Below are 13,181 nucleotides of genomic sequence, written 5' to 3' on the forward strand. Positions count from 1 at the left end.
CGTTGTGCGCGACCACCGCGGTACGGCCGTGATCAGGCCCCTGGCCACCGGGTTGGGCTCATAGCCGAGGGCGGCGGGGGGGCCCGGCCCCCCCGGGGGGGGGGGGGGGCGGGGCCCCCCCCCCGACCTGGCGTCGCTGGGCATCCCGGTGTGGCGGTTCGTGCGCACCCTGCTGACCGGCTTCGAGCAGGTGGACGGCTGGCTGGTCGCGGGCGGCGCGGACGAGCTGCGCGAGAAGACCCGGCAGCTCTTCACCGACGGCCCGCGCCCGCTGCCCGAGGCCGTCTCCCTGGTCTCCCAGCTCGGCCTGCGCGACGACGTCGCCGAGCGGTGGATCATGGCGGTCCCGCACCTGCGGGTGCTCGACGGGCACGTGGTGGCCTGGCCGCGCAGCGTCAACGAGAAGGCCGAGGCGGTGCTCGCCATCTCCGGCATCCCGCTGACGCCCGAGGAGATCCAGGAGCGCATCGGCGAGGACTACAGCCTGGTCGGCATCCGCAACCAGCTCACCGCCGACGACCGGTTCCTGCGGGTGGACCGGAACAAGTACGGCCTGACCCGCTGGGGCGGCGAGCAGTACCTCGGCATCCGCGAGATGATCGCCAGGGAGATCGAGCGGGCCGGGGGCGAGGCGTCGGTCAACACCATCGTCACCAACCTGACCACCCGTTACGACGTGAGCGAAAGCTCGGTGCGCGCGTACGCCGGGGGCCCGGGGTTCGAGCGGACCCAGCGGGGCTGGATCCGGGTGGCCGGGCAGGAGGTGGCCGAGCCGTACCAGCCGCGCAGAGACGTCTCGGAGACCCGCCGCTGCTTCCGCAGCCGCGACGGCCGGTGGTGGCACCGGGTCGACGTCAACGCCGAGCACCTGCGCGGGTCCGGTTCGCCGCTGCCGACGGGGTTCGCGGCCTATCTGGGGATGGCTCCCGGCGGGCAGCTCACCGCCTCGGCCCCGTCCGGCGACGTGGTGATCAGCTGGCACAACCAGCCCACCATGGGGTCGATCCGGCCGGTGCTCGTGGAGTTCGGGGCGCAGGAGGGCGACCACATCTTCCTGACGGTGTCCGACGGCGGGGAACTGCTGACCAGGTTCCTGCAGTCGGCGGCGCCGAGCCTGCCGCCACTGAACCGGGCGCTGCACCTGATCGGCTACACGGCCCCGGTGGCGTCCGAGGCCGAGGGGGCCCGGCTGATCGGCGCGCGGATCGGCCTGGCCGAGGGCACCACGCGTGACGAAGTGCTCTCCCGGCTGCGCGAGCGCGGCGACCGCGACATCCTGGCTTTCCTCGACCCGGTGGTGCAGTAGCGCCTAGGCTCGGAGACATGCTGCGGTTGTACGACACGCGGAACAGGCAGGTCGAGCCGATCGTCCAGACCGGCTCGCGGTCGCTGCGCATGTACACCTGTGGCCCTACCGTCTACCGATACGCGCACGTCGGCAACCTGCGTTCCTACCTGCTGTCCGACCTCATCCGCCGGGTCTGCGAACGGCAGGGCGTGCGGGTGGTGGTCTGCCAGAACATCACCGACGTCGGCCACCTGGTGGACGACGCCGAGATCGACCCGACCGGCGAGGACAAGGTCCTGGCACAGGCCCGCGCCGAGGGCCGTTCGGCCCAGGATCTCGCGCGGTTCTACGAGGACGCCTTCCGCGCCGACACGGCGGCGCTGAACGTGCGCCCGCCCGAGCACACGCCCCGGGCGACCGAGACGATCGACCTGATGATCGAGCTGATCGCCAAGCTGATCGAGAAGGGGCACGCGTACGTCGGGCCGGACGGTTCGGTGTTCTTCGATGCCACGTCTTTTCCTTCTTATGGGGAAATTTCGGGAAATCGGCTGGACCAGCTCAAGCCCGGCCACCGGGTCGAGGGCGTCGACACCCGCAAGCGCTTCCACGCCGACTGGGCCCTGTGGAAGCACTCCCACCGCGACCTCACCTGGGAGACCCCCTGGACGCGCGGATTCCCCGGCTGGCACGTCGAGTGCTCGGCCATGTCCCTTCGCTTCCTGGGCGAGCACATCGACGTCCACACCGGCGGCATCGACCTGCGCTTCCCGCACCACGAGGACGAACGCGCCCAGTCCAACGCGGCGGTCGGCCACGACGTGGTCGCGCACTGGGTGCACGGCGAGCACCTGCTTTTCGAGGGGCGCAAGATGGCCAAGTCGTCGGGCAACGTGGTGCTGATGTCCGACGTCACGGCGGCGGGGCTCGACCCGCTGGCCGTACGCCTGGCGCTGCTCGAACACCGCTACCGGCACCAGCTCAACCTCACCTGGGACACCCTGCGCGCCGCCGACCGCACCCTGCGGCGCTGGCGGGCCCGCGTCGCGGAGTGGGCCGAGTCGCCCAGCCGTCCGATGAGCGCGGGGCACGTCGAACGCGCCCAGGCCGCCCTCGACGACGACCTCGACACCCCGCTCGCCCTGCGCGTCCTGCGCGAGCTGGAACGCGACGACGCCGAGCCGCCCGGCGCCAAGTTCGAGGCGTTCCTGCACCTCGACCACATCCTGGCGCTCGACCTCTCCTCCGACATCGGCCGGGCCCCGGCCACCGTCCCGCTGCCCGGCGGCGCCGCCGACCTGCTCCAGCAACGCGCCCGCGCCCGCGAGACCGCCGACTGGCCCACCGCCGACCGCCTCCGCGATGAACTCGCCGCCCTCGGCGTCAAGGTCACCGACACCCCCCAGGGCCAGACCACCACATTGACATGACCCCACCGCCCGCGATCCCCTTGCCCCATGGGACACCCTGGCACGTTTGACGAACGGCCGAGCCGGTACCGCTCGGCGGCATACTCCCAGGCGGGCCTCACCCGCGTGTCGCTCGCCCAGCTCGCCAGGGAACTCGCCGACTCGGCCCGAGAGCTGGTCCCGACGACGGCCGATCCGTACGCGGCCGAAGGCGAGTTCGTGCGGGCGGCGGCGAACCTGGTCGAGGAGGCGCGCGGCCTGCTGGAGCTCGCCGTCGTCCACGAACGGTGCAGGGGAACCGGCTGGGAGCGGATCGCCGACGCGCTCGGCGACGACACCACCGAGCGTGACGCGCGAGACCGGTACGCCAGGGCCGAGCGCGAACTGCGGGGGCGCATGCTGCAAGCCTGGCTGCTGCCCGAGCGGGCGGAGGAGATCTACACCACGCCCGACCGGCTGGCCGGTGCGGTCGCCGACCTGGACGCCTGGGCCTCCGCCGGCGGATCGCCCGGCGAGGCGCCGGTGAGCGGCACGCTGCCCGCGATGCCGGTGGCCGAGCGGGTGGCGATGATCGCCGAGGCGCGGGCGGCGCTCGACCGGGCGGGCTCGGGGGGCGCGGAACACCGGGAGCTGGAGATCGGGCTGTGCCGGCGGGAGATCGAGCTGCACGAGGATCTCGCGGAGCGCTCCCCCGACGTTCCGGAGCATCGGGTCGCGCTGGCGAAGGCGCGGGAGCGGCTACGGGTCCTTCAGGGGTGGAGTCTGCTGTAGTGTGCAGCGTCTGATATTCCCGCACACTGGCTGACATGGGCGAACACTTCCACCGATCCTGGCGCGCGTGCGTCTACCTGCTCACCGGGCTGGGCAGCGCGTTCGTGACTCTGCTGATTCCGCCGGTGCTGGGCATCGGGGTGCTGTCCACGGCGGTGGGCGGGGTCGGGGTGGTGCTCTTTCCCCGGATGCTGCTCGGGTTGCGGCAGTGGACCGAGTGGCATCGCGAGCGGGCCGCCGCGCTCCTGGGCGTCGAGCTGACGCCGCGCCGTATGACGCTGGACAAGGGCGTGCGGGCGCAGTGGCGGCGGCTGCGCGAGTCCCGGGACGTCCGGCGCGACCTGCGCTGGGTCCTCCGGCAGATCCTCGTCGGCATCCCGGCCGGGCTGGCCGCGGTGACCGGTACCGTCGCGACCGTGCTGTCGCTCCCGATGGCCCTGCTCTGGTGGATCTTCCCCGCCGACGAGCCCTTCCGGATGCTGGTGTCCATCCCGATCACCAACTGGGGCACGGCGCTCGCGCTCGGCGTCGGCCAGACGCTCGCCGCCGGGGCGCTGACCTACTGGGTGTTCCCGAAGCTGGCCCACGCCCACGCCACCTCCGTGATCCACGTCCTGGAGCCGTCGGCGGAGGAGCTGCTGAGCGAGCGGGTGGAGGAGCTGACCGAGAGCCGGGCCGACGTGCTCGACGCCCACGGCGCGGAACTGCGCCGCATCGAGCGCGACCTGCACGACGGCACCCAGGCCAGGCTCGTCGCCATCGCGATGCGGCTCGGGGTGGCCAAGGAGGCGCTGGGCGACGACGCGGGGGCGGTCGCCAGGCTCATCCAGGAGGCGCACGCCGGAACCGAGGAGGCGATGACGGAGTTGCGCACCGTGATCCGCACGATGTACCCGCCGATCCTCGCCGACCGGGGGCTTGAGGGGGCGCTCGCCGCGGTGGCCGCGCAGTCGGCCGTACCGGTCGAGCTGCGGCTCGGCGAGCTGGGGCGCCTGCCCGCCGCCATCGAGGCCGCGGCCTACTTCATCGTGGCCGAGGCCGTCACCAACGCCGCCAAGCACAGCGGCGCGACCCTGCTCACCGTCCAGCTCAGCCGCTACACCGGAAAACTGCTCATCGAGGTCACCGACAACGGCGTCGGCGGGGTGGACGAGAGCCGGGGCACCGGCGTGGTCGGCATCCGCCGCAGAGCCGCCGCCCTCGACGGCACCACTCTCGTCGAGAGCCCGACCGGCGGCCCGACCGCCATCACCGTGGAGCTGCCATGCGCGTCGTGATCGCCGAGGACAACGTGCTGCTGTCGGCCGGCCTCGAACTCCTCCTCGACGCCAAGGGCATCAAGGTCGCCGAGGTCGTCACCGACGCCCCCGGCCTGATGCGGGCCGTGGAAGAGCACGCCCCGGACGCCGTGATCGCCGACGTGCGGCTCCCGCCGACGTTCCGCGACGAGGGCATCCGGGCGGCGCTGACCCTCCGGCAGGCCCACCCGGGCCTGCCGGTCCTGGTGCTGTCGCAGTACGTGGAGAAGGTCTACGCCCGCGAACTGCTCTCCGACGGCTCCGGCGGCGTCGGCTACCTGCTGAAGGACCGCGTGAGCCGGGTCTCGGAGTTCGTGGACGGCCTGCGCCGCGTCGCCTCCGGCGGCACCGCCATGGACCCCGAGGTCATCGCCCAGCTCATGGCCAGAGGCGACCGCGCCGCGATCGACGCGCTCACCGACCGCGAACGCGAGGTGCTGACCCTGATGGCCGAGGGCCTGGGCAACACCGAGATCGGCCGCCGCCTGTTCGTCACCGACAACGCCGTGCACAAGCACATCGGCAACATCTTCGCCAAGCTCGGCCTCCCGGTCTCCGAGACCGGCCACCGCAGGGTGCTGGCCGTCCTGGCCTACCTGAACAGCCAGGAGTGACCCCGCGGGCCGGGCGATCAGATGACGCGGCGGCGCCAGCGGACGGGGGTGTGGGGGTAGCCGCCGTCGTCGAGACCGGCGAGGCGTTCGAAGATGTTCCAGGAGCCCTGGTGGCCGCAGAGGGCGTAGGAGACGGCGAGCGCGACCACGTAGAGGGGGAGCATCACGATGCCGAGGCAGAAGGCGTATTGCGTGGCGTGGCGGTTCTCGTGGTCGAGCAGGCAGCCGTGCAGGAAGCCCTCGGGGTTCTTGGTCAGCACCACGTTGCCCAGGGTGAAGGCGTTGGCGATGGGGAACGGAATGCGGTAGCCGTAGGCGAAGATCAGGCCGCGGGGACCATGGGAGAGCCGGGCGCGGCCGAGTTTGGCGATGAAAAGGCCGAAAAGTGTGGACAGGTTGATCCAGTTGATGACCTGTCGTACCCGCTGCCAGCCGCTCATGCTCCCGATTGTGGGCCCGAGGGGCCGCCCGCGCCATACCTGAGCAGCCAGGACGGCCCGCGCGACGGCACCAGCAGCGCCGCGATCAGCATGGCCACGAATCCGCCGTAGAGGTAGACGTATCCGGCCGCGTTGGCGGCGATCACCAGGTCGCCCTCCACCCGGCGGCCTGAGAGCACCAGCGAGACCGCGATCCACACGGCCGTGATCACGAGCGGCACGAGCCTGCCGCCGGTCAGGCGTCCGGTGAGATGGACCAGACCGGCCAGCACCAGGACCCAGGCGACGGACACGAACGGCACGTCGGCCAGCGCATAGGCGTTGTGCAGGAAGCCGCCGACCACGCCGAGTAGCACGCCGAAGATCGCGAACACCACGCCGGTCACCCACGCGGGCAGCTCGCGGGGCGGCTCCCGCTCTTCCCCGGCAGCCGCTTCGGCGCCGGCCTCTGCCGTCCCCGCGGCCTCGGCGGGCTCGCTCTCGGGGCGGAACGCGGCGTCGTCAGGCGGTTCTACCTGCGACGACGTTGCCCTGATCGGCTTGCCCGATGTTTCCCCCATACCGCGCAAGGCTAGTGGATGCCCGCGAACAGGTCGGTCTCCCGCGTGTGCGGCTCGCCGAGGCCGCCCGCCTCGATCGGCGCGCCCGCCCCGGGCGCACCGGGCACGCCGCCCCGCAGGATGAAGTGCTCCACCCCGGCGATCTCCTGCCCGATCCCGTTGGACAGCGCGAACCACGGCGGGGACACGCTGATCTGGGTGGCGTGCGCGCGCATCGCCTCGATCTTGTTCGGCAGGTACGGCCGCGCGTCGATCTCGGTGGTGATGTCGCGGTCGTCGGAGCCGTACGGCGCGTCGTCCACGTCCTCCGCGATGAACCCCGACCGGCCCTCGCGCATGGCCTCCGCCGCCCGCCGGATCGCCGAGCGGGGCGTCGCGGTGTGGTAGAACTTCGCGACCCGCCACGGGGCGTCGCCCTCCGCCGCCAGCTCGGTGGCCCGGCGCGCGACGCGGTGCGCCTGGATGTGGTCGGGATGACCGTAGTAGCCGTTCTCGTCGTAGGTGACGAGCACCTGCGGGCGCACCTCGCGGATGATCTCGGCCAGCAGCCCGGCGGGCTCGTCGAGCGGCGCCTGCCAGAAGGCGTCGGGGCGGTGGTTGGAGGCCGCGCCCATCATCCCGGAGTCGCGGTAGCGGCCGGGGCCGCCGAGGAAACGGTGGTCGCCGACCCCGAGGGCCGCGCACGCCGCGCCGAGCTCGCCGACCCGGTGCTCCCCGAGGGCGTCGGGGCCGAGGTGGCCCAGCTCATCGGGGATGATCTCGCCTTCCTCGCCGAGCGTGCAGGTCACCAGCGTGACGCGCGCCCCCTCCGCGGCGTACCTGGCCATCGTCGCGCCGGTTCCGATGGTCTCGTCGTCGGGGTGGGCGTGCACCAGCAACAGCCGCCGATCTTCCATGTCGCAGACATTATCCCGGAGCGCTCCGGCTGGCAGGATGAGGGGCTATGAGCGAGAGTTTTCCCCGCATGTACGCCCGGACTCACCGTTTCACGCTCGGCGTCCCGCGGAGCTGCACAATCTCCCCGGATGGAGACCGTGTCGTGTTCCTCCGCTCGCGCGGGGGCACGGATCCGGTCACGTGTCTGTGGGAACTCGACGTCGAGTCGGGACAGGAGCGGCTGATCGTCGATCCGCGCCGGATCGGCGACGACGGCGAGAACCTGCCGCCCGAGGAGCGCGCCCGCCGTGAGCGGGCCCGCGAGGGCGCGGGCGGCGTCGTCGGCTACGCCACCGACGCGGCCGTGACGTCCGCCGCGTTCGCCCTGTCGGGCGGGCTGTACGTCGCCGACCTGGCCTCGGGCGAGGTGCGCGCTCTGGAGACGCCCGGCCCGGTGTTCGACCCCCGGCTCTCCCCCGACGGCGGCCGGGTGGCCTACGTCACCGGCGGCATCCTGCGGGTGCGAGACCTGGCGAGCGACGAGGACCGCGCGCTGGCCGAGCCGGAGGCGGACACCGTCCGCTACGGCCTGGCCGAGTTCATCGCCGCCGAGGAGATCGACCGGATGCGCGGCTACTGGTGGTCGCCCTCCGGCGACGCCCTGCTGGCCGCCCGCGTGGACGACGCCCCCGTCAACACCTGGCACATCGCCGACCCGGCCAACCCGGACCGCCCGGCGGCCGAGCAGCGCTACCCGGCGGCGGGCACGGACAACGCGGTCGTGGAGCTGTTCGTGCTCGGCCTGGACGGCGGGCGCGTGGCGGTGCCGTTCGAGCAGGAGTACCTGGCCACCGTCTCGTGGGACGCGCACGGCCTGTCGATCGTCACGATGTCCCGCGACCAGCGGTCCCTGCGGCTGCTCTCGGTCGATCCCGCCACCGGCGAGTCCAGCCTGGTCCGCGAGGACACCGACGACGCCTGGGTCGACGTCATCTCCGGCGTCCCCGCCCGCCTGTCCGACGGCACGCTGGTCTGGACGGCGATCTCCGAGGGCGGCCGACGGCTGATCATCGGCGACCGGCCGGTCACCCCGCCGACGCTCCAGGTCCGCGACGTGCTCGGCGTGGACGGCGACGCCGTCCTGTTCCGGGCGAGCGGTGGCGACCCGACCGAGATCGCGGTGTGGACGTACGCCGGCGGCTCGCTCCGCCTGGTCAGCCCGGATGAGGGCGGCGTCTACAACGGGCAGTCCACCGGCGGCACCCTGGTGATCACCGGCCAGACCCTCGAATCCGAGCGCGGCCCCGTCGTCCGGGTGTCCAGGGGCGGCGCGCACGCCCACATCACCTCGCTCGCCGAGCGTCCCGGCGTCGATCTGCGGGTGTCGCTGATCCGTGCGGGCGAGCGCGACCTGGCCACCGCCGTGCTGCTGCCGTCCTGGCACGTGCCCGGCTCGGCCCGGCTGCCCGTGCTGATGGACCCGTACGGCGGGCCGCACTTCCAGCGCGTGCTGTCCGCCGCCAGTGCCTACAGCGCCGGCCAGTGGCTGGCCGACCAGGGCTTCGCCGTCGTCGTCGCCGACGGCCGGGGCACCCCCGGCCGGGGCCCCGGCTTCGAGCGCGCGGTGCTGCACGACCTGGCCACGCCCGTCCTGGAGGACCAGGTCGACGCCCTCCAGGGCGCGGCGGCGGCCTACCCCGACGACCTCGACCTGTCCAGGGTCGGCATCCGGGGCTGGTCGTTCGGCGGCTACCTGGCGGCGCTGGCCGTGCTGCGCAGGCCCGACGTCTTCCACGCCGCCGTGGCGGGGGCGCCGGTCACCGACTGGCGGCTCTACGACACCTGCTACACCGAGCGCTACCTGGGGCACCCCGGTGACGACCCGGAGCCCTACGAGCGGTCCGGCCTGCTCGCCGACGCGGGCAAGCTCGACCGGCCGCTGCTGCTCATCCACGGACTGGCCGACGACAACGTGGTGGCCGCGCACACGCTGCGGTTCTCCTCGGCGCTGCTTGCGGCGGGCCGTCCGCACACCGTGCTCCCGCTGTCGGGGGTCACCCACATGACGCCGCAGGAGGTGGTGGCGGAGAACCTGCTGCTGCTCCAGGTGGAGTTCCTCAAGAAGGCGCTCGGGTAGCCGGGCGGGCCTCCCGGCCGTTCCAGGAGTCCCAGAGGGCGGCGTAAGAGCCGCCCTCCGCGACCAGTTCGTCGTGGGAGCCCAGCTCGGAGATCCGGCCGTCCTCCACGACGGCCACCCGGTCGGCGTCGTGCGCGGTGTACAGGCGGTGGGCGATGGCGATCACGGTGCGGCCGTCGAGGACGGCGGCCAGCGAGCGCTCCAGGTGACGGGCGGCCCTGGGGTCGATCAGCGAGGTCGCCTCGTCCAGCACAAGCGTGTGCGGGTCGGCCAGGACGAGCCTGGCCAGCGCGAGCTGCTGGGCGTGAGCGGGCGAGACGGCCTCGCCGCCGGAGCCGACCACGGTGTCCAGGCCGTCGGGCAGCGCGGCGACCCACTCCCCCGCGTCCACGGCGGAAAGGGCCTGCCCGATCTGCTCGTCGGTGGCGTCCGGGCGGGCGATCAGCAGGTTGTCGCGCAGCGTGCCCCGGAACACGTGGTGCTCCTGGGTGACCAGGGCCACGTGGCCGCGCAGGTCGCCGAGCGGCAGCTCGACCAGGGGCACGTCGCCGACGGTGACCGATCCCGTGCGGGGGCCGTGGATGCCGGCCAGGAGCCTGCCCAGCGTGGACTTGCCCGCGCCGGACGGGCCGACCATGGCGAGCCGTTCGCCGGGGGCCACGGTGAGGTCCACTCCGTGCAGCACGTCGTGGCCGTCGCGGTAGGCGTAGCGCACGCCGTCCGCGACGAGCTTCTCGCCGCTGGGCCGCTCCCGGCCGGGCGTGCGGTCGTCGGGGACGTTGGCGACACCGAGCAGCCTGGCCATCGACGCCCCGCCCACCTGGAGTTCGTCGATCCAGGTCAGCAGGCGGTCGAGGGGGTCGATGAGCTGCTGCACGTACAGGGTGGCGGTGGTGACCTGCCACAGTTCGACCCAGCCGCGCAGGTAGAAGATCCCGCCGATGAGCAGCGTGGCCACCACGGGCAGCACGTAGCCCATCTCGATCGACGGGAACCACACGGTCCGCAGCCCGAGGGTGTAGCGCTCGGCCGCCCACGACCTTGAGATGTCGCGGTCGGTGCGGGCGTGCCTGCGCTCCTGCAGTCCCAGCGCCTCGGCCGTGCGGGCGCCCTCCACGGTCTCGGCCAAGCCCTCGGTCATGTCCGCGTAGGCGGCGTTCTCCCGCAGGTAGCCGTCGCGGGCGCGCTTCAGGTACCACCGGGTGGAGACCCACAGCAGCGGCACGGCGACCAGGCAGGGCAGCGCGAGCAGCGGGCCGACGAGCACCAGCGCGCCGATCGCGAAGGCGCCGGTCACGATGGCGATCAGCGTCTCGGGGACGGCGTGCCGCACGGTCCGCGACAGCGCGTCGACGTCGCGCGAGGTACGGCTGATCAGGTCGCCCGACCCGGCGCGCTCCACCGTGGACAGCGGCAGCGCGAGCACCTGCCGGACGAAGTCCTCGCGCAGCTCGGCGAGCACCTTCTCACCGAGCCGGGCCGAGGCGTAGACGGCGAAGCGGATCAGCACCGCCTGGCCGGCCACGAAGCCCGCGATGGCCAGCGCCGCCGTGGTCACGTCCACGCCGGTGCCCTGCTCGATGCCCTGCACCAGTTCCCCGAGCAGCCGCGGCGCGGCGAGCCCGCAGATCGCGGCGAGCGCGTGCAGCCCGAGCGCCAGGGTGAGCTGGCGGGGATATTTGAGTGTCAGCCGCCGGGCGTAGGCCCGGACCTGACGCCGGTCGGCGACCGGCAGGATCTGCTGTGCCATCGGGTCAGTCCTCTCCTCTGATGACCGTGGCCCGGTAGGCGGGGTTGGCGGTGAGCAGGTCGCGGTGGGTGCCCTCGTCCCGCACCCGGCCGCCCTCGACGTAGATCACGCGTTCGGCGCGGTCGAGCACCAGGGGGCTGGTGGTGGCCACCAGGGTGGTGCGGCCGGCCCGCGCGAGCGCCAGCCGTCCGGCGATCCGCGCCTCGCTGTGCGCGTCCACCGCGCTGGTCGGCTCGATCAGGATCAGCACCTCGCTGTCCGCGAGCAGCGCCCTGGCCAGCCGCAGCCGCTGCTGCTGCCCGCCGGAGAACTCGCGCCCGGCCTCGGCCACGTGGGCGTCCAGGCCGCCGGGCAGGGCGTCCACGATGTCGGTGGCGCAGGCGGTGTGCAGCGCACGGCGGATGGTCTCGTCGTCATGGCCGCCGAGTTCGTCGCGCAGCCGTCCGGTGAAGAGCCGGGCGTTGTTGTCGGCGATCAGGACGCGTCCGCGCACGTCGGCAACCGCCAGCTCGCGCAGGGGGACGCCGCCGAGGGTGGCGTCGCTCTCGGTGTAGCGGCCGAGCCGGTCGGCGATCTCGACGGCCTCCTCCGGGGTGCCTGCGGCGATGGCGGTGAACTCGCCCTGGCGCAGGGTCACGCCGGAGCCGGGGTCGGCCAGCGCCCCCGACCGGGGCCCGGACGGCACGGCGGCCCGCGCGCCCCCGGTGATCTCCGGTTCGAGCCGCAGCACGCGGACGACCCGCCGGGCGGCGACGTGGCCCTTGGTGAGCTTGTCGGCCGCCTCGGTGAGCGTGCGCAGCGGGGAGATCAGGAAGACCGCGTAGCCGTAGAAGGAGACCAGCTCGCCGGCTGAGATCTCGCCCTGGGTGGCGTAGGTCGCGCCGAGCCAGGTGACCCCGGCGATCAGCAGTCCTGGCAGCAGGAGCTGCGCGCCTTCGAGCACGGATTCGACGGAGGCGACGCGGACCCCCGCGTGGCGCACCCGCTGGGACTCGTCGCGGTAGCGGTCGGAGAAGACCTCCTCGCCGCCGACGCCGCGCAGCACGCGCAGGCCGGAGACGATGTCGGTGGCCCTGGTGGCGAGGTCGCCCTGCAGGTCGCGGTGGGCCTGCTGGCGGTGGTGCAAGGGGCGCAGCAGCGGGCCGACCGCGACGGCCATCAGCGGCACGCCGACCAGGACGACCAGGCCGAGCGTGGGCGAGGTGGTGATGAGGATCACAGTGACCGTGACGATGGCCACGATCGCCCCGGTGCCGCGCAGCAGGATGTCCATGGCGTTGCCGATGTGGGCGATGTCGGAGGTGCCGATGCTGACGGCCTCGCCGGTGGACAGCCGTTTGGGGAGCGTGGCGCCGAGCCTGGTGGCCTGGCGGACGGTGACCTGGACCGTGCGGTAGGCGGCGGAGAGCCAGACGTACACCGCCCTGCGGTGCCGCATGATGCCCGCCCACGCCTGCACCCCGCCGAGGCCGAGCAGCACCCCCGACCAGATGAGCAGGCCGTCGAGGTCCTCGTGGGTGAGGGCGTCCACGCCCCGGCCGACGACCATGGGGACCATGGCCTGGCCGAGCCACCAGAGTACGGCGAAGCCGATTCCGGCGAGGAGGGGCGCCATCTGCATGCGGGCGACCCAGAGCAGGTAACGCATGGGCCCGCGGGCGTCTGGAGTGCCGGGATGGTCGGCCGGTAAGGAGCGCATAGCCGCTCAAGCCTGACAAACGCCGGGATGGAGCGGCAATCGATTTTCCTCAGGCGGCGTCAACCAGGGTTGACATTCGGCCTGGCGTCAACCTACATTGACACCATGAGCGACACGACGCGACTGGCGACCGACGCCGGCAGCCGCGATCCCGCGGTGGGCCTGCGCGCGGTGCGGGCCCTGCGTGTGCTGGTGGATCGGCTGGAGACGCTGCAGGTGGAAAGCGCCAGGGCACTGGGCTGGTCCTGGCAGGACATCGCCGGACACCTCGGGGTGAGCAGGCAGGCGGTACACAAGAAGTACGCGGGCGGCCGGGGGCTGCTACGGAGGAAGGACTGA

12 protein-coding genes are annotated in these 13,181 nt (G+C 73.0%); 7 read left to right on the forward strand and 5 right to left on the reverse strand.

Going from position 1 to position 13,181, the window contains the following annotated elements; genetic code table 11:
• Window positions 1-160: 160 nt before the first annotated feature.
• The 5 genes from P3X83_RS18730 to P3X83_RS18750 are packed head-to-tail and all read left to right on the forward strand — an operon-like array spanning window position 161 to window position 5,380.
• Window positions 161-1,306, forward strand: coding sequence for a hypothetical protein (locus tag P3X83_RS18730; protein WP_277306407.1), 1,146 nt, complete (start codon window positions 161-163; stop codon window positions 1,304-1,306).
• A 17-nt stretch (window positions 1,307-1,323) separates the two neighbouring features.
• Window positions 1,324-2,718, forward strand: a complete 1,395-nt coding sequence (cysS, locus tag P3X83_RS18735) for a cysteine--tRNA ligase (protein WP_277306408.1) — start codon at window positions 1,324-1,326, stop codon at window positions 2,716-2,718.
• Window positions 2,719-2,745: 27 nt separating this feature from the next.
• Window positions 2,746-3,468, forward strand: a complete 723-nt coding sequence (locus P3X83_RS18740) for a hypothetical protein (protein ID WP_277306409.1) — start codon at window positions 2,746-2,748, stop codon at window positions 3,466-3,468.
• A gap of 35 nt (window positions 3,469-3,503) precedes the next feature.
• The gene (locus P3X83_RS18745) at window positions 3,504-4,745 is read left to right on the forward strand and encodes a sensor histidine kinase (RefSeq protein ID WP_277306410.1); all 1,242 of its coding nucleotides are present in this window, start codon (window positions 3,504-3,506) and stop codon (window positions 4,743-4,745) included.
• Complete coding sequence (locus P3X83_RS18750; RefSeq protein ID WP_277306411.1) at window positions 4,733-5,380, forward strand: response regulator transcription factor; 648 nt, start codon at window positions 4,733-4,735, stop codon at window positions 5,378-5,380. The genes P3X83_RS18745 and P3X83_RS18750 overlap by 13 nt, the downstream gene beginning before the upstream one ends.
• 17 nt (window positions 5,381-5,397) lie before the next feature.
• On the opposite strand, the gene P3X83_RS18755 is transcribed toward P3X83_RS18750, so the two are convergent.
• Genes P3X83_RS18755 through mshB form a run of 3 tightly spaced genes read right to left on the reverse strand, consistent with a single transcriptional unit; the run spans window position 5,398 to window position 7,276 of the window.
• Window positions 5,398-5,820 (reverse strand): hypothetical protein, encoded by a 423-nt coding sequence (locus P3X83_RS18755; RefSeq protein ID WP_277306412.1) that lies wholly within the window; start codon window positions 5,818-5,820, stop codon window positions 5,398-5,400.
• Window positions 5,817-6,380 (reverse strand): DUF6113 family protein, encoded by a 564-nt coding sequence (locus P3X83_RS18760; RefSeq protein WP_277306413.1) that lies wholly within the window; start codon window positions 6,378-6,380, stop codon window positions 5,817-5,819. The genes P3X83_RS18755 and P3X83_RS18760 overlap by 4 nt, the downstream gene beginning before the upstream one ends.
• 11 nt (window positions 6,381-6,391) lie before the next feature.
• Window positions 6,392-7,276: an N-acetyl-1-D-myo-inositol-2-amino-2-deoxy-alpha-D-glucopyranoside deacetylase gene (gene mshB / locus P3X83_RS18765; RefSeq protein WP_277306414.1), complete on the reverse strand. Its 885-nt coding sequence runs from the start codon at window positions 7,274-7,276 to the stop codon at window positions 6,392-6,394.
• Between the two features lie 47 nt (window positions 7,277-7,323).
• Here mshB and P3X83_RS18770 point away from each other — a divergent pair, with 47 nt between their 5' ends.
• Window positions 7,324-9,393: a prolyl oligopeptidase family serine peptidase gene (locus tag P3X83_RS18770; protein ID WP_277306415.1), complete on the forward strand. Its 2,070-nt coding sequence runs from the start codon at window positions 7,324-7,326 to the stop codon at window positions 9,391-9,393.
• Here the strand turns inward: P3X83_RS18770 and P3X83_RS18775 are convergent.
• Together P3X83_RS18775 and P3X83_RS18780 are read right to left on the reverse strand one after the other, a co-directional pair.
• Complete coding sequence (locus P3X83_RS18775; RefSeq protein ID WP_277306416.1) at window positions 9,374-11,143, reverse strand: ABC transporter ATP-binding protein; 1,770 nt, start codon at window positions 11,141-11,143, stop codon at window positions 9,374-9,376. The two genes, P3X83_RS18770 and P3X83_RS18775, sit on opposite strands and share 20 nt — an antisense overlap.
• Before the next feature lie 4 nt (window positions 11,144-11,147).
• Window positions 11,148-12,842 (reverse strand): ABC transporter ATP-binding protein, encoded by a 1,695-nt coding sequence (locus P3X83_RS18780; RefSeq protein ID WP_277306417.1) that lies wholly within the window; start codon window positions 12,840-12,842, stop codon window positions 11,148-11,150.
• Window positions 12,843-12,947: 105 nt separating this feature from the next.
• On the opposite strand from P3X83_RS18780, the gene P3X83_RS18785 reads away from it, so the two are divergent.
• Window positions 12,948-13,181, forward strand: coding sequence for an RNA polymerase subunit sigma-70 (locus tag P3X83_RS18785; RefSeq protein WP_277306418.1), 234 nt, complete (start codon window positions 12,948-12,950; stop codon window positions 13,179-13,181).

The sequence above is a fragment of the Spongiactinospora sp. TRM90649 genome, assembly GCF_029382225.1.
Lineage (GTDB): Bacteria > Actinomycetota > Actinomycetes > Streptosporangiales > Streptosporangiaceae > Spongiactinospora.